The organism is Haloferax sp. DFSO60, assembly GCF_046557615.1.
GTDB lineage: Archaea > Halobacteriota > Halobacteria > Halobacteriales > Haloferacaceae > Haloferax.
Map to the genome: position 1 here is coordinate 937096 of NZ_JBKIII010000002.1, position 15995 is coordinate 953090.

A 15995-nucleotide genomic window follows, 5' to 3' on the forward strand; every position below is an offset into this window, starting at 1 on the left:
GTCTTGTTGCCAACTCGTATCCTGTATTCCGCACGAACTCGAAAAATCGTCACAGTACGTAACTGTGAGCAGGAATACTGATTTTGAGAGCGTCGAATACCCAGAGCGTAGCAATCAGTGTGAGGTCGTCGGTGTTTTGACCCTCGGAGAAATAGTGCAGGTATGCCGAAGTCAAAAGACGAGTTCGAGACCTTGTACGGTTATCTACTGTACGAACCCGCCGACATCCTCCACCCCGACTACATGTACACGGTCTCCGAGATTGCACGCATGTTGCAGGGACTCGACCCGACGACAGACCTCGCCGAAGATACCGAAGACCACCTCATCGAGTGGACGATTCCGTGGATTGTCGCCAACGAAGAACAGTTCGTCATCAACGACCCCCGAGGTGACGAACCGGGGTACTTCGGTCTCCACCCCGACGTTATCGAGGACGAAACGGACGACGAATCCGACGAGGAGTAGGACTTAGGCCGTCATTCGCGCCGCCCGACATGCGAGTTCGATATCGTCCTGCGGACGGGTGAACACACTCGGGCCGTGGCCGACGTGGAGTTCTGAGAGGTCGTCGCCAACGATAGTGCGGAGTCTATCGAGACTCTCGATTATCAGGTCTCGGTCGCCCTCGGCGAGGTCGGTGCGACCGTAGCCACCGTTTGCAAACACGAGGTCGCCGCCGAAGCAGACGCCCGTCTGCTTGGCGTAGAAACACAGATGGTCGTTCTTGTGGCCCGGTGTGTGGAGCGCCTGAAAGACCGCATCGCCGATTTGGACGCGCTCTTCGTCGTCCACGCGGTTGTCCACGGCGAGGTGGCCGGGGTCGTATCCCCACGTCTGTACGTCGAACGCCTCGCGCACGGCATCCACGTTGTCGATGTGGTCCGGGTGGGTGTGGGTCACGTAAATCGCGTCGAGGTGGTCAGTGTGTTCTCGGACGGCCGAAACGACGTCGAAGTTCGCGCCGGTATCGACGAGCGCGGTGGTCTCGCCTTCGACGAGAAACACGTTACTCGTGAAGGCGCTGACGCCCTGCGCGAGATTTCGAATCATACCGTGGATAGGGTGAGTGGGGTCTTTCCTGTTGTGCCCCATCCGAACAGACTTTGTAGCCCTAACGAGGACCAACAGATAACACAGGGGGACCCATATGCGCCAATATCTCGACCTCGTGACGGACGTTATCGGTACCGGGAAGTACAAGCCGAATCGAACCGGCGTGGACACCATCTCGGGCTTTTCGAAACACTACCAAATCGACCTCGCCGAGGGGTTCCCACTCTTGACGACGAAAGACCTCTCGGGTTTTCGCTGGAACTCGCTGATTCACGAACTGCGGTGGTATCTCTCGGGCGAAGAACACATTCGAACGCTCCGTGAGGAGACGAAGATTTGGGACGCGTGGGCCGACGACGATGGTAACCTCGACACCGCCTACGGACGCTTTTGGCGGCGATTCCCCGTCCCCGACGACGATGCTCAACTGCCAGGTGAGGCGTGGCCCGACGCAGACCAGCGCTGGATGAACGACGAAGGTACCTTCGACCAACTCCAGTACGTCCTCGATACGCTGGAAGAGAATCCTAACTCTCGTCGCATGGTCATCAACGCGTGGCACCCCGCCAACGCCGCCGTCTCGACCCTGCCACCGTGTCACTACACCTTCGTCTTCAACGTCCAAGGGGACACACTCAACGTCCACCTCACCCAGCGCTCCGGTGACATCGCGCTCGGGATTCCCTTCAACATCGCCGCCTACTCCATTCTCGCGCAGGTCGTCGCCCAACAGACCGGATTCGAACTCGGGTCGTTTGGCCACACTATCGTGGACGCACACGTCTACTGCGGCACCGGCGAGCGCGGCGAGTGGTACGGCGACAACCTCGACGAACTTCAATCTCGTATCGCAGACGTGACCGACCCCGAAGGCTACCTCGACGTGCGCGACTGGTTACTCGAAGAAGCGCCCGCCGAAGCCGAGGGCAAAGAGGACTACGACCACGTTCCCGGTCTGCTCCTGCAAGCCTCCCGCGAACCCCGTGAACGCCCGACGCTCGACATTGCTGATGTCCCCCTCTCGGACCTCACCTTCGACGACTTCGCCCTCCGTGACTACGACCCCGCCGACGGGATTCGCTTCTCGGTGGCCGAATGAGCGTCTCGTTCACGCTCATCGCCGCGGTCGCTGCGAACGGTGTCATCGGTCGCGACGGCGACATGCCGTGGCACCTCCCCGAAGACCTCGCACACTTCAAGCAGACGACGATGGGCCATCCCGTCGTCATGGGCCGAACGACCTACGAGAGCATCGCCGCCCAAATCGACGGCCCGCTTCCGGGACGACACAACATCGTCCTCACGACCCGCGATATCGACCTCCCCGAGGGTGCTGAAGTCGTCGGCTCAGTCGAGGAAGCAATCGACGCCGCCGAAGCCGCGGCCGACGAGATGGGTGTCGATTCGGCATACGTCGTCGGCGGGCAGACCGTCTACGAGCAGTTCTTCGACCGTGCCGACGCGATGGTTCTCACCCAACTCGACGAGTCGTTCGAGGGAGATACGCGATTCCCTGACTGGGACGCCGACGAGTGGACAGAGGTCGAACGCGACGAGCGCGACGGATTCGCGTTCGTCACCTACGAGCGCCGCGATGGCGGTGAAAGCCGATGACCAACTGGGAGTACAAAATCATCCGAACCTCGGATGGCGGCCTGTTTAGCGGTGATACTGCACCGATGGAAGACGTGATGGACTCACTCGGAAGTGAGGGCTGGGAACTCGTCGATGCCATCTCGGACTCGCGCGGTGCAGGTGCAGGAAGCGGGCAGACGGCGCTCGTGTTCAAGCGACCGGTCGAATAGAACGCAAAATCTCGTTTCGGTTCTTACTCGGCGATTGGTTTGGGGAGCCGTGCTGAATAGCGGGTGTGAGCCAGCCACCACATAAGAAAGAGCAGTGACAATTTCGGAACCGTTAGACAGGAACCACTCATTTCACCAACAATGAACGTCCAACAGGCGATTCTCGTCGAGTTGTTCGCGTTGGTGCTAGTCGCATTCGGGGGATTCTACTGGCTCGTCGAGCCCGGAAACAGTTTTCAGTTGGTGGTCAATCTAGGACTAGTCGTCGGCGCGATTGGGGTGGTTGCAGGATTCGTAGGCGAACGGGAGTGAGCCACCCATTCACCACTCAAATCCGCCCTCTCGGTCAAGTTTGATTTCTGCTGGCCACACTCTCTACTTGATTTTCATTCCAGTGAAAAACCAACTTCTGGACCATCAGTGATACTCACGAGAATTCTCACCGAGCCGGACCCAGTATCTGGCCCAAGTTCAGCTCGAAATCGTTCTGTCGCGGAGTTTTGTTGTAAATAGACCTTGAGAGTAAGACTGTCACTCCGAGTTCGATCGAGATGTTCTTCATAACTATCTGATTCCTGAGCGTTCCAACCGTTTCCATCACTACCCAGCACTTCGCTCATGTGCTGATCAAGAACGACTAGATCTCCCTGAAAATATTCACTTGTCTCGTTACTAACTAGTACCTCCAGGTCCATCTCGCTCGACGTATTCTGTCTCTCTGGAGTTGTACCTTGCTCAGTCTGAAAACTAAGACACCCCGACAAACCGATGAGGACACCTGACGAGAGTTGTAAGACCCTTCTCTTCGAGATTCCCATTGCAGTTGAGACAGTATGCCCCGTTAATTAAAAACCATCAGATAGGAGACAGTATCTATTCATTTTGCCGAGCAGGCTGCCCAATGGGACCCGATTCGCGTTATCATACCTTCGTTCGCACACTCTAGAAGAGCTGAAACAGAGAAAACAGACGATTCAGCCGAGACTACCTTCCATCTCTAATTCGACCAGGCGATTGAGTTCGACGGCGTACTCGATGGGGAGTTCTTTGGTAATCGGTTCGATGAACCCAGAGACAATCAGTTGCTTGGCTTCGTCGTCAGAGAGGCCGCGCGACTGGAGATAGAAGATGTCGTCGTCGCCGATTTTCCCGACGGTCGCCTCGTGAGCGACATCGACTTCGCTCTCGTGAATCTCGATGTGCGGCATCGTATCCGAGAGCGACTCGTTGTCGAACATCAGCGCATCGCACTCGACGGCACACGACGACCCTTTCGCGCCGTGCGCGATGCGGACGAGGCCACGGTAGTTGGTGCGGCCACCACCGCGAGAGATTGATTTCGAGACGATAGTCGATTTCGTGTGCGGTGCGTTGTGGTAGACTTTTGCGCCGGTGTCGATGTTTTGACCCTCGCTGGCGAACGCGATGGTGATGTGGTTGTCCGAGGCACCGCGGCCGTTCAGGATGGTCGCGGGGTAGAGCATCGTCGTCTTCGACCCCATCGACCCGGAAATCCACTCCATGCGGCCACCTGCATCGACGATAGCGCGCTTCGTGTTCAGGTTGTAGGTGTTCTTCGACCAGTTTTGGACCGTCGAATACTGCACGTGTGCGTCCTCTTTGACGAAGACTTCGACGCACCCAGAGTGGAGGTTAAAGACCGAGTACTTGGGTGCCGAACAGCCCTCGATGTAGTGGACTTCCGACCCCTCTTCGGCGACGATGAGCGTGTGTTCGAACTGGCCCATTCCGGCGGAGTTCATGCGGAAGTACGCCTGAATCGGCATCTCGACGGTTATGCCCTCGGGAACGTAGACGAACGACCCACCGGACCAGATTGCGCCGTGGAGTGCGGCGAACTTGTTATCGCTCGGTGGGACGCACTTCGTCATGAAGTACTCCTCTACTAACTCGGGGTGGTCGCGGACGGCTTTGTCCATGTCGCAGAAGACGACCCCCTGTCTCTCCCACTCTTCCTGCATATTCTGGTAGACGATTTCGGATTCGTACTGGGCACCAACACCCGAGAGGGCGTTGCGCTCTGCTTCCGGAATCCCGAGTTTGTCGAACGTGTCACGGATGTCTTCGGGGAGATCCATCCAGTCTTTGACGCCGCCGCGAACGTCCACGTCGGGCCGGATGTAGGGGACGATGGCGTTCACATCGACTTCCGAGAGGTCGGGTTGGCCCGGCCAGCCGGTCGGCATCGGCATCTTCTGGAACATTCGGAGCGCGCGCAGACGGCGCTCCAGCATCCACTCGGGTTCGTCTTTGTCCGCCGAGATGACGCGTACCGTCTCCTCGTTTAGCCCTTTTTCTGCGATGAAGGCCGCCCGCTGTTCCTTCTTGAAGTCGAAGCGGTTCTGTACGTCAGTGTCTTTGAAATACTGTTCCTCTCGTGTACTCATGATGTTCTAGGGGTGCCGAGCGGATATCAGCATGCCTACGGAGTTCAGCACGCGAGACTGTCTACTTCGGCCGGTAGTCGGTGTACAACGACTCTTCGAAGGCGGTTATCTCGCGTATACTCAGGTAGGTTGCCGTCGTTGGTGTGACTGCGGCAGAAGCCGCCATTGTTTGTGTTCCATCCACCCTGGTCCTCGTGACTATCTCCCTCCCCGCTTTTGGGCCACCGCATCCTGTTCACCACCGGCCTCCATCTTCCCAGCCTCCAGTCGTTCGCTTTCGCACACTGTTTTCCTCGCTGACATCCATAGTTCACGTATGAGCAAAGCCCGATTCGAGGTGTACCTCGATGCAGCATCGCAGTATCGCTGGCGACTCGTCCACGACAACGGTAACATCCTCGCCGACTCGGGCGAGGGGTACGCATCGAAACAGAAGGCAAAACAGGGGATACAGAGCGTGAAGACCAACGCATCGGATGCCCGTATCGTCGATTTGTAATTCACTATTCCCCACGCCGTCTGTGAACCCCACGGCACTGCCGGGGGTGGAGGGTTTTTCCGCCTTCGGAACGCACAGGGTGATAATGACGAACCTTGGCTCAATGGAGGAACGATGAACCGAAACGACAAGCAAGCCTACGACCGCGGAACCTCGCTGTTCTCGCCGGACGGCCGAATCTATCAAGTCGAGTACGCCCGCGAAGCGGTCAAGCGCGGCGCACCCGTCGTCGGCGTCCGCACGGGCGACGGCGTCGTCCTCGCAGTCCGACGCTCGACCGCCTCGTCGCTCATGGAACCGACGAGCATCGAGAAACTCCACAAACTCGACGTCCACCTCGGTGCCGCTAGCGCCGGACACGTCGCTGATGCGCGCAAACTCGTCGATTTCGCCCGACAGACAGCCCAGCGCGAACGCCTGCGATACGGCGAACCGATGGGCGTCGAAGCCCTCACGAAGGCTATCACCGACGACATCCAAGAGAGTACCCAGTACGGTGGCACTCGTCCGTACGGTGCTTCACTGCTCATCGCAGGCTACGAAAACGGACGCGGCCAACTCTTCGCGACCGACCCCTCGGGGACGCCGCAAGAGTGGAAGGCAGTCGCCATCGGCGGCCACCGCGAGGACATTCAAGGTCTCCTCGAAGAGGAGTACACCGACGACCTGTCGCTCGGTGACGGTATCTCAATTGCCGTGCGGGCACTTCGCTCGTCTGACGAAGAACTAACCTCGGAAGAGATTAGCGTCGCAACCATCTCGGAAGATGGGTACCACTCGGTCGAAGGCGAGACGGTCGCCGAAGCGTTCGGCGACGCTGCCGAGGAGTAAATGCCATCGACAGATGCGGTGACGCTCTCCCGCATCGCGGTGTATCCGGTCAAGTCGCTCGACCCCGTGTACCTCGAGCAGGCTGAAATCGTCGAAAATGGCGGTCTCAGCGGTGACCGCGAGTACGCTATCTTCGACGAAGACGGAAACTACGTCAACGGAAAACGAGAGCGCGCGACGCACCAAATCCGAAGCAGTGTCGCGCTCGACGACGAGACGATTCGTCTGTCGGCCCCCGAAGTGGAGGACTACGACGGCCCTGTCGCTGGTGCGGACGACTGGCTGGAAGCCTACTTCGGCTATTCGGTCGCACTCCGGCGCGACGAAGCAGGTGGGTTTCCCGACGACACCGTCGCGAGCGGACCGACAGTTATCTCCACCCAAACGCTCGAAGCCGTCGCCTCGTGGTACGACGGTATCAGTGTGGACGAGATGCGTCGGCGACTCCGGCCAAACCTCGAACTCGACGCGCCCGAACCGTTTTGGGAAGACACCCTGTTCGACTCACGAGACACTCGTGTGGACTGGTCGCTGGGGTCGGCGTCGTTCATCGGCGTCAACCCTTGCCAGCGGTGTATCGTCCCCACACGAGACCCCGAAACGGGCGAATCAACGCCGGAGTTCAAAGAGACGTTCATGCAGAAACGCGCCGAGACGATGCCACCGTGGTCCGGCGGCGACTGGTTCGACCACTACTTCCGGTTGATGGTCAATACGAAGGTGCCACGATTGTCGTGGGGCGAGACGCTCTCCGTTGGCGACGAGGTCTCTGTCAGCGATATTCGGGCTGTCTAAGCCCGCTGTTTTTACCACCCAGCGAACTTGTCGCGGCGATACAAGTCGAGTTCGCTCACGGTCGAACCGTCTTGGAGCGCCGCGAATCGAATCGCATTCGCAATCTCTTCTGGTTCGGTGACTTCGCCCGCTTCGAATCTGACTTCGAACGACTCGCCGTCTTCTGAGCCGAACTCGGTTCGGACTTCGGTCGGGTTGACGACGGTGATGCCGACTCCGGCGTCGCCGACTTGGCCTTCGAGGCTGTGGGCAAAGCCGCGAACCCACCACTTCGAAGCGGCATAGACGGGGTTGAACGGACGAGGATACTGTCCGGCGAAGCTTCCGACGAAGATGAGGTTGCCCGTCGTCTCGCGGAGATGTGGGAGCGCCGCCCGAGAGACGTAGAACACGCCATCGACGTTGGTATCCATCATCTGCCGATACTCGTCGGTCGTCATCGACTCCACGTCAGACCCGCGTGCGAGCCCGGCGTTGTTGACGACGACATCGAGTCGGCCGAAGGTTTCGACCGTCTGGTCGATGGCGGATTCGACTGCGGCTTCGTCGCGTACGTCGGCCGGGAGGACGAGCGTCTCGACGCCGAAGTCGGCTTCGAGTTCGTCTGCGAGGTGTTCGAGGCGGTCTTCGCGGCGGGCGAGCAGTGCGATGTCGGCACCGACGTCGGCGAGCGAACGGGCGGTTTCTTCACCGATGCCCGAACTCGCACCGGTGACGAGTGCGACGGCGTCTTCGAGGTTCTTGCGCATACGTGTCGGTGTGCAGGCCAGCCCAATCAAGGGTTTCCCCGCGGCAGAAATTTGACAGAATCGCCGTGCATCGCCGACATCCGCGGATTTACATCACCGGACTGGGTGGGAAGTCACATGTTCACGCTCACCGGCGCACAGGTTGTCGATGTCGATGGAACCCGCGAAGCAAACGTCGTCATCGACGAGGAATCGGGGAGAATCGTCTCGGTCGGCGACGAGGTCGAAGGCGAGACGCGAGACGTCTCGGGGAACGTCATCGCACCGGGTCTCATCGACTCGCACGTCCACCTCATGATGGACAGTCGGCCCAACGTGGCTGGCTACATGCAAGAGACCCACGAACGCGGGTGCTTCCGCGCCGCGGCGAACTTCCAGAAGACGCTCGAAGCGGGCGTCACGACTGTCCGCGACCTCGGCGCACCGAGAGACCTCGGAACGACTGCGAAGGCCACTGTGGCCGCCGGTGAACTCGACGGCCCACGCGTCCTCGCCTGCGGGGAGAACATCACGATGACCGGCGGCCACGGCCACTACTGGGGTCGTGAGGCAGACGGTCCCGACGAGGTTCGCAAAGCCGCCCGTGAGCAACTCAAGCGCGGTGCAGACGTGGTAAAGTGCATGGCGACGGGCGGCGTCCTCACCGAAGGCGCAGTCACCGGCGCACCGGAACTCTCCGAAGAAGAGATGCGCGCCCTCGTCGAAGCGGCGAGCGCGAAAGGCATCCCGACCGCCGCACACGCCCACGGCAAAGCAGGCATCCAAAACGCCTCGCGGGCCGGTATCACCAGTATCGAACACGGGATGTTCATGGATCAAGAGACGGCCAAAATCCTCGTGGAGAATGGAACCTACTGGGTGCCGACCGCCTCCGCAGTACTCGAAATCGTCGAGAACGGCATCGACGCGGGAATCCCCGAAGAGGCCGTCGCAAAGGCAGAAGAAGCAGCAGCGGCGTTCGAAAAAGCGTGGGAACACGCCCTCGATGCCGGTGTGAAAATTGCGATGGGCACCGACGCGGGGACGCCGTTCAACAAGCACGGACAAAACGCCCTCCGCGAGATGGAGTTGATGGTCGAGTACGGTCTCTCACCGGAGGAAACACTCAAAGCCGCGACGGTCACCGCCGCCGAACTCCTCGGACTGGACGACGTTGGAAAGGTGAGCGAAGGCTACGTCGCAGACCTCGTCGTCCTCGACGCCGACCCGAGCGAAGATGCGAGTGCGTGGCGGACCGTTTCGACGGTCTTCCGTGAGGGGTCACAGGTCGTCTAATCGCATCACGTCAGGCCATCGCACGGTTGCTCAGAAGCGATATCCTTATACAACGTCGGGCGATACGAATTACTGTACCAACGTGCTCTGTTGGTGTAGTCCGGCCAATCATCTCACCCTCTCACGGTGAGGACCAGGGTTCGAATCCCTGACGGAGCACTTCTCTGACGAACTACACACCGAGCGACCGCTCTGCGTGTCGGTCGGTTCTGTGAGTCTGTGTGTGCGACTCAAAGGGATTCGAATCAGGGAGCGAGTGCGACACGAAGTGTCGCAATAAGACGAACGGCGAAGCCGTGAGTCAGTGAGCGACCGTGGTTCGAATTCCTGACAGAGCACTTTTCGAACTCTCTGACAGAGTGCAACGCCACACATTCGGGAACCGCAACTATTTGTCTCCCCACCGATTAGCCGGATGGGGATGTTACTCGTCGGAACGGTCGTCGCGGACGCAACGACCATCATCGAAGCGGGGGCTGTCGTCGTCGAAGGGGACCGTATCGTCGCCGTCGGTAAGGAATCCGCCCTCGCCGAACAGTACGCAGGACACGAGCGACGCGAGTTCGACATCGTCGCACCGGGACTCGTCGGCGGGCACATTCACTCCGTCCAGTCGCTCGGGCGGGGACTCGCCGACGACACCGAACTTCTTGACTGGCTATTCGACCACGTCCTGCCGATGGAGGCGGGTCTCGACGCAGATGGAATGCGCATCGCCGCCGAGTTGGGATATCTCGAACTCATCGAGTCGGGCACGACGACGGTCATCGACCACCTGTCGGTTCGGCACGCCGACGAAGCCTTCGAGGCGGCCGGGAGAATGGGAATCCGGGGTCGCATCGGGAAGGTGCTGATGGACACCAACGCCCCCGTCGACTTGGAAGAAGACACCGACGAGGCACTGGCAGAGACCGAACACCTGATTCAGAAGTATCACGACTCGTTCGACGGGCGAATTCAGTACGCCGTCACGCCACGCTTTGCCGTCACCTGTTCTGAGGAATGCCTTCGTGGGGCACGTGAGTTGACGGACAAGTACGACGGCGTTCGTATCCACACCCACGCGAGCGAGAACCGTGCCGAGATTGCGACTGTCGAAGAAGAGACGGGCATGCGCAACATCCACTGGTTAGACGAAGTCGGCATCACCGGTGACGACGTGGTACTCGCACACTGCGTCCACACCGACGAGTCCGAACGCGAGATTCTCGCCGAGACGGGAACACACGTCACCTACTGCCCATCGTCGAACATGAAACTCGCTTCGGGTATCGCACCGATTGCGGACTATCTCGACCGGGGAATCAACGTCGCACTCGGGAACGACGGCCCACCGTGCAACAACACGCTCGACCCCTTCACCGAGATGCGACAGGCGAGTCTCCTGCAAAAAGTCGCCGCGCTCGACCCGACGAGTACACCCGCAGGCGTCGTCTTCGAGATGGCGACAGAGAGCGGGGCACAGGCCGCTGGATTCGACCGCGTCGGGAAGCTTGCAGAGGGCTGGAAAGCCGATATCGTGGGCTTGACCACCGACCTTACGCGAGCAACTCCCCTCCACGACGTACTCTCGCACCTCGTGTTCTCGGCCCACGGCGACGATGTCGAGTTCACGATGATAAATGGAGAAGTCCTCTACGACGAGGGCGAACACGTCCGCGCCGACGCCGACCGGATTCGACACGAGGCCCGCGAGTACGCCGCCGATATCGGCAGTGTCGCTATCGAGGATTTCGCCAACTGACCTTTCGAGTCTAAACCGGCCGCCACCGCCGACATTTTGAGGGTTGCTATCCGCAGTACCAGTATGACTGTCCACCTCCGTACCGCGACGGAGTCCGACCTCGCCGCGATTCGCGATATCTACGCACCCTTCGTCGAAGACACCGCGATTACGTTCGCCTACGACCCACCCAGTCTGGACGACTTGCGAGAGAAGTTCGAGAAGAAGACGAACCACCCCTGGCTCGTCTGCGAGCGCGGCGGCGAGGTAGCAGGCTACGCCTACGCCGGACCGGTTCGAAAACGAGCGGCGTACCAGTGGGCCGTCGAAACATCCGTCTACGTCCATCCGGACCACCAGCGCCACGGGATTGCTCGCGGACTCTACACGGCGCTGTGTGAGTTACTCGAAGAACAGGGCTACGTCGTCGCCTACGCCGTGATTACGACACCAAACCCGGCGAGCATCGCGTTCCACGAGTCGATGGGATTCGAACGCGTGGGGAAATTCGACGCCGTTGGCTACAAACACGACGCGTGGCACGACGTCGAATGGTGGGCATTCGACCTTCGGGCACGACCTGACGACCCCGAAGAACCGCTTTCGGTCGCGGAGGCACAGACGTTCGGCTGGTGGGACGACGCCCTCGAAGCGGGGCGCTCAGCGATGGAGTCGTCGGACGGAGAGTAAGTGAGGAGACGCGTCAGCAACACAGCAGCGACACGTCGGTGTTAGAGGGTCAGAACGGAGCGTGTCGATTACGCGCGAACTTCGGCCGACTCTTCGGCGTGGTCTTCACTGTCGGCGTTGTTCGGGGCGAGATTTTTGAGGGCGTACTGTTCGACACCCGACGAGAGCATCGCTTCCCAGCTTTCGAACTCCGAGGATGCCGAGACGTGCCGGTCCCACTCGTGGTCCGGTATCGACTCGAACGACTCCTGGTCGTCAATTTCGAAGTCACTGTTGGCGATGAACTCGCCAATCGAACTTGCGTTACAGTGTGCTTGCATCCACGTCGGCGGAAAGAGATCCGCGAGTGTTACCTCGCCGCCGAGACCACCAATCTCGACGTCAAGCGACAGTGGTTCGGTTTTCGTCTGACCCTCACCCATACGCGGGGGTTTGTCGCTGGGTATAACGGTGTTGCGGTTGGCGTTCACGAAATTCAGTTCGTTGAGATGATTTCGACGACGTCGCGGTGGCTGAGTTCGTGGTCTGCGCCGATTTGGCGCTTCGAGTGGCAGTCGATACCGTGGAGGAGGCCGTCGCCGATGTCGGAGTGCAGGTGGTAGGCGAAGTCCTCTGTCGTGGAGTCCTCGGGGAGGATAAAGCAGTCGCGGAAGACGCCCTGCGAGTCGGACTTGCCGTTTGCGCTGCCGGGGAAGATAGCGATTGCACCCATCACGTCGAAGAGTGCCGCCTCGAGGACTTGCTGGACGCCCGTACCGCCGTACTCGCCGATGAACTCACGAATTTGTTCGAGACCTGCTTCCTGTTCGTCGCTCACGTCGCCGACGATTTCGAAGTCGTCGTCGCCGGGGCGGTAGTCGAGGACACCGCCTTCCTGTGCGTTCTTGAGTGCCTTCTCCGCGTGCGCGCTCGCGGGGATGAACGTGAGGTGTTCGTACTCGGGGTCCTCCGTGATTTCCTCGTAGTTCTCCTGGGAGACTGGTTTGTCCATCTTGTTCGCCGCGATGATGATTGGCTTCGTGCGCTTGCGAATCTCGCGGGCGAGGGCTTCTCTGTCCTCGTCTTCCCACTCGTTGGGGTCGAGGCCCAAGTCGAGCGAGAGGATGATTTGCTTGATTTCGTCTTTGTTCGTCTTGAACGCGGACATCTGCTCTGCGAGGTCGACTTCGATGTCTTTCTCTTCGCCGTGGTAGCCCGAGCGGTAGCGCTCGATGCCTTTCTCGAGGATGCCCAGATACCACATGTCGAGTTCGTTCTCGAGGAAGTCGATGTCCTTGCGGGGGTCGTGACCCTCTGTCGCTTCGCCTTCGATGTCGGTCTCGCCCGAGAAGTCCACGACGTGGACCAGCACGTCCGCCTCGTTGAGGTCGGTCAAGAACTGGTTACCGAGGCCTTTCCCCTCGTGTGCGCCGGGAATAAGACCTGCCACGTCGACGAGTTTTACTGGGACGAAGCGCATGCCGTCGTTGCAGTAGCCAACTGAAGGCGTACACGACTCGTCGAACTCGGGGGCCGCGCACTCGACGCGGACGTAGGCTTCACCGATGGATGGGTCGATAGTCGTGAACGGATAGGCACCTTCCGGTACGTCGTTCATCGTCGCCGCATTGAAGAAACTGGATTTCCCGACGGATGGCTTTCCGACGAGACCAATCTTGTAACTCATTCGTTGGTGCGACTGGTGTCTCGAATACCAATAACGATTCGACGTTGGTCCGCGTGTGCGTGAAATTGCCATGCGCAGTCACAGCGGTATGAGGTCGGGTTGTTCACGACGCAGACGATGTGCATTCAGGCGATGTGCGTCTCCGGTGCATCTTTGTCGCTATCTCTCCGACACTCGCGTATGACCGATTCAGCGGATTCCGAGGCCGAGGACGAACCATCTCCCGGTGAGAACCCCGTGGGTGACACCTTCGGTGTCGGCATCCACGTCACCGAAACGGAGTTGCGATTCGTCGTCAACGTCCCCTCCGACATCGACTCGGGGTGGACCGACCCCGAAGCATTTCAACAGCTCGTCGAACGCGTCACGTGGGACCAACTCGACCAAGAACAGGTTCTTCGGTCGATTGCGACGAACGCCCCCACTGGAGAGACTGTGTTTCTCGGGCGCGTCACGCTCCACCCCGATGGAACAGTCGTGGACCACACCCTTCGGGTTCCCGCCTTCGACGACGCGTGACCGATACTTTGGATACCGCAACCGCGGTTCGGACCATGCAAGATGCCGCACTCTCGCGGGCACTCACCAGCGACGGGCAGGTTCGTGCGTCGCTCGCGCTCGCCGGGGCGCTCGAAATCGCACGCGAATCGGCCGAATCGAGTTCGTTCGACGGCAACGTCACGCTCTCGGCGTCGCTCGCGTTCATTTCGACGTTCATTGCACATCGACACGTCAGTGATTCGCTTCAGTCTGCTATCCGTGCAACCGACGACTCGGCGTGGTATCCGTCCGGGTCAGCCACTCACGGCGACGACGAACTCGTCTGTCGCGGTGCTCGGCTTGCTATCGACCGATTCGATATCGAGCCGTCGCGACTCAGCGCACGCTGTGATGTGGCGCTAAAAGAAATCGTCCGAGAAGAGTAAGCCACGGATGTGACAGTTGCCCCGTAGTGGGACGGAGGGCACGTGGCTACTGTTTGCGGTGGTCCGACGCAACGAAGGCGTTACTTGCCTTTTGCGTGGTCCGGCTTGCCGTTGTCGTCGGATTCCTCGTCTTCGTCGTCCGATTCACTGTCTTTCTCTGCGTCCTCGTCGTCGTCCTTCTTGTCGTCGTTCTTCTTGTCGGCCTTGTCTTTCGCGTGTTCCGGTGGGCCCTGGTCTTTGTCTTCGTGCTTGTCTGCTTTGTCGTCTTTCGGACCGGCGTGGTCAGGGCGTTTTTCGTCAGCCTTTCCGGGGTTGTTCTCGGTCACGAAGTCCGAGACTGCCTGTCCCATCGGGCCGTCGTAGTCCATCGTCTTGAGGCGCTCGACGAATCGGCTCACGAGGTGGCCGAATGGACTGTCGTCTTTGACCTCACCCGAGAGGGTTGCGGTCGTCTCGGCCGTTTCGTTGTCGTAGGTCGCGGTCACGTTGACCGTGGTGTTCTGGAGGGGTGCCGCGAGTTCGACCGTCCCGTTCGCGTCGGTGGTGTACTCGCCTGCGTCAGTGTAGTTGCCCGAGACGACGACCGTGGCGTTCTCGACGGCTTCGTCGTCGTCGGTCACGCTGACGGTGACGCTCGCATCGTTCGCCTGCGACACGGAGACACCGAAGTCGTCAGCCGTGATTTCGACGGTGCGGTCAACACTCTGGTTGCCGCTGGTGGCGAGGAAGGTGAGGTTCGTCGTGGTCTCTGGTTCCGAGACGGAGACCTTGCCGTCTGCATCGGTCTGGTAGGTGCCGTTCTCGTAGTTGTCACCAGTGACTTCCACCGTCGCGTTCTCGACTGCTTCGCCGTACTGGCGGACCGTCGCAGTCACCGAGTCGTTGGCGTCGTCGTGTTCGACGGCGACGCGCAGGGACTTGTCGAGGGGAACGAGTTCAACTGATTCGCTCGCCGTCGCGTTGTCCGCGGTTGCGTTGATAGTAACGTTCACGCGCTCAGACGGGTTGGGGAGTTCAATCGTCCCGTTTGCATCCGTCTGGTACGTGCCGTTACCGCTGTAGTTCGCGTTCGATTCGACGACGACCGTCGCGTTCTCGACGGCCGAATCGTTCTGGGTTACAGTCACTGTCGCCGCTCCCGTCTCGTTACTCTGGGTAACGTCGAGCGAGAGTGTTTGGTCGGCGGCCGCTGCGCCGACGGTCGCGGGGACCATCGCCGCGGCCAACAGTGCGACGACCATGACTGCCGTGATGTGTTTGCTGCCGCGCATGCAACCATCGCTTGTCACCCTAAGTGCCTAAAAGGGGGTTACCGTGACCCCGGTTTTCGCTGAATTTCACGTTATTCAACGTATCTTCAATCGGGCTTTCGTCTGTCGATTTCGACCATTTTCGATAGATGGAACTCACACAGTGGTATTGATGTGGTCCACAGCACGCTCATGCTCACACGAGTCGTCGAAAATTGTTTGGAAACCGACTCTTCGAGTGTATTGCTTGGCAGACTCGCACGCTCGATGCCAAGCCTGCGGCTCACTGTATAAATGAAGAAAGCCCAGCAGGCAACGCCTA

Annotated in this window: 20 protein-coding genes and 1 tRNA gene; 14 read left to right on the forward strand and 7 right to left on the reverse strand. The window is 59.7% G+C overall.

Translation table 11 applies throughout. From position 1 onward, the window contains the following. The first annotated feature begins 162 nt into the window (after positions 1-162). Positions 163-468 carry a DUF5827 family protein gene (locus tag ACK509_RS14410; protein WP_410767223.1) on the forward strand — a complete coding sequence of 102 codons (306 nt, stop codon included), beginning with the start codon at positions 163-165 and terminating at the stop codon, positions 466-468. Between the two features lie 3 nt (positions 469-471). On the opposite strand, the gene ACK509_RS14415 is transcribed toward ACK509_RS14410, so the two are convergent. Further along, on the reverse strand, positions 472-1053 hold the full coding sequence (locus ACK509_RS14415; RefSeq protein ID WP_410767224.1) for an MBL fold metallo-hydrolase: 582 nt from the start codon (positions 1051-1053) through the stop codon (positions 472-474). A 97-nt stretch (positions 1054-1150) separates the two neighbouring features. Between ACK509_RS14415 and thyA the strand changes: the two genes are divergently transcribed. The 4 genes from thyA to ACK509_RS14435 all read left to right on the forward strand — a co-directional run bounded on the left by thyA (position 1151) and on the right by ACK509_RS14435 (position 3173). Next, a complete protein-coding gene (thyA, locus tag ACK509_RS14420) occupies positions 1151-2155 on the forward strand; it encodes a thymidylate synthase (RefSeq protein ID WP_410767225.1) in 1005 nt (334 codons plus the stop codon). After that, the gene (locus ACK509_RS14425; protein WP_410767226.1) at positions 2152-2670 is read left to right on the forward strand and encodes a dihydrofolate reductase; all 519 of its coding nucleotides are present in this window, start codon (positions 2152-2154) and stop codon (positions 2668-2670) included. The genes thyA and ACK509_RS14425 overlap by 4 nt, the downstream gene beginning before the upstream one ends. Beyond that, positions 2667-2861 carry a DUF4177 domain-containing protein gene (locus ACK509_RS14430; RefSeq protein WP_410767227.1) on the forward strand — a complete coding sequence of 65 codons (195 nt, stop codon included), beginning with the start codon at positions 2667-2669 and terminating at the stop codon, positions 2859-2861. The genes ACK509_RS14425 and ACK509_RS14430 overlap by 4 nt, the downstream gene beginning before the upstream one ends. Positions 2862-3002: 141 nt before the next feature. Further along, on the forward strand, positions 3003-3173 hold the full coding sequence (locus tag ACK509_RS14435) for a hypothetical protein (RefSeq protein ID WP_410767228.1): 171 nt from the start codon (positions 3003-3005) through the stop codon (positions 3171-3173). 662 nt (positions 3174-3835) lie between these two features. On the opposite strand, the gene sufB is transcribed toward ACK509_RS14435, so the two are convergent. Continuing rightward, positions 3836-5269: a Fe-S cluster assembly protein SufB gene (gene sufB / locus ACK509_RS14440; RefSeq protein ID WP_410767229.1), complete on the reverse strand. Its 1434-nt coding sequence runs from the start codon at positions 5267-5269 to the stop codon at positions 3836-3838. A 316-nt stretch (positions 5270-5585) separates the two neighbouring features. Between sufB and ACK509_RS14445 the strand changes: the two genes are divergently transcribed. The 3 genes from ACK509_RS14445 to ACK509_RS14455 all read left to right on the forward strand — a co-directional run bounded on the left by ACK509_RS14445 (position 5586) and on the right by ACK509_RS14455 (position 7394). Next, the gene (locus ACK509_RS14445) at positions 5586-5768 is read left to right on the forward strand and encodes an HVO_2922 family protein (protein WP_410767230.1); all 183 of its coding nucleotides are present in this window, start codon (positions 5586-5588) and stop codon (positions 5766-5768) included. Between the two features lie 114 nt (positions 5769-5882). Continuing rightward, the gene (locus ACK509_RS14450; RefSeq protein WP_410767231.1) at positions 5883-6599 is read left to right on the forward strand and encodes an archaeal proteasome endopeptidase complex subunit alpha; all 717 of its coding nucleotides are present in this window, start codon (positions 5883-5885) and stop codon (positions 6597-6599) included. Next, positions 6600-7394, forward strand: a complete 795-nt coding sequence (locus ACK509_RS14455; protein WP_410767232.1) for an MOSC domain-containing protein — start codon at positions 6600-6602, stop codon at positions 7392-7394. A gap of 11 nt (positions 7395-7405) precedes the next feature. Here the strand turns inward: ACK509_RS14455 and ACK509_RS14460 are convergent, their stop codons facing one another. Continuing rightward, on the reverse strand, positions 7406-8143 hold the full coding sequence (locus tag ACK509_RS14460; RefSeq protein WP_410767233.1) for an SDR family oxidoreductase: 738 nt from the start codon (positions 8141-8143) through the stop codon (positions 7406-7408). 117 nt (positions 8144-8260) lie between these two features. Between ACK509_RS14460 and ACK509_RS14465 the strand changes: the two genes are divergently transcribed. The 4 genes from ACK509_RS14465 (at position 8261) to ACK509_RS14480 (ending at position 11831) form a co-directional block, all read left to right on the forward strand. Then, complete coding sequence (locus ACK509_RS14465; RefSeq protein ID WP_410767234.1) at positions 8261-9418, forward strand: amidohydrolase family protein; 1158 nt, start codon at positions 8261-8263, stop codon at positions 9416-9418. Between the two features lie 84 nt (positions 9419-9502). Continuing rightward, positions 9503-9577: transfer RNA gene (locus tag ACK509_RS14470), tRNA-Glu, on the forward strand. A 262-nt stretch (positions 9578-9839) separates the two neighbouring features. Continuing rightward, entirely contained in the window at positions 9840-11162 is a 1323-nt protein-coding gene (locus ACK509_RS14475) for a 5'-deoxyadenosine deaminase (RefSeq protein ID WP_410767235.1), read from the forward strand. A gap of 63 nt (positions 11163-11225) precedes the next feature. Beyond that, a complete protein-coding gene (locus ACK509_RS14480; RefSeq protein WP_410767236.1) occupies positions 11226-11831 on the forward strand; it encodes a GNAT family N-acetyltransferase in 606 nt (201 codons plus the stop codon). 68 nt (positions 11832-11899) lie between these two features. Here ACK509_RS14480 and ACK509_RS14485 read toward each other — a convergent pair whose 3' ends face one another. After that, a complete protein-coding gene (locus tag ACK509_RS14485; protein ID WP_410767237.1) occupies positions 11900-12253 on the reverse strand; it encodes a hypothetical protein in 354 nt (117 codons plus the stop codon). Positions 12254-12306: 53 nt separating this feature from the next. Beyond that, positions 12307-13497, reverse strand: coding sequence for a redox-regulated ATPase YchF (locus ACK509_RS14490; protein WP_410767238.1), 1191 nt, complete (start codon positions 13495-13497; stop codon positions 12307-12309). 180 nt (positions 13498-13677) lie between these two features. On the opposite strand from ACK509_RS14490, the gene ACK509_RS14495 reads away from it, so the two are divergent. Together ACK509_RS14495 and ACK509_RS14500 are read left to right on the forward strand one after the other, a co-directional pair. After that, positions 13678-14016: a hypothetical protein gene (locus tag ACK509_RS14495; protein WP_410767239.1), complete on the forward strand. Its 339-nt coding sequence runs from the start codon at positions 13678-13680 to the stop codon at positions 14014-14016. Further along, entirely contained in the window at positions 14013-14423 is a 411-nt protein-coding gene (locus tag ACK509_RS14500) for a hypothetical protein (protein WP_410767240.1), read from the forward strand. The genes ACK509_RS14495 and ACK509_RS14500 overlap by 4 nt, the downstream gene beginning before the upstream one ends. Positions 14424-14503: 80 nt before the next feature. Here ACK509_RS14500 and ACK509_RS14505 read toward each other — a convergent pair whose 3' ends face one another. Next, a complete protein-coding gene (locus tag ACK509_RS14505; RefSeq protein ID WP_410767241.1) occupies positions 14504-15694 on the reverse strand; it encodes a hypothetical protein in 1191 nt (396 codons plus the stop codon). Between the two features lie 86 nt (positions 15695-15780). Beyond that, on the reverse strand, positions 15781-15995 hold a 215-nt coding region (locus ACK509_RS14510; RefSeq protein ID WP_410767242.1), incomplete at its 5' end, for a hypothetical protein.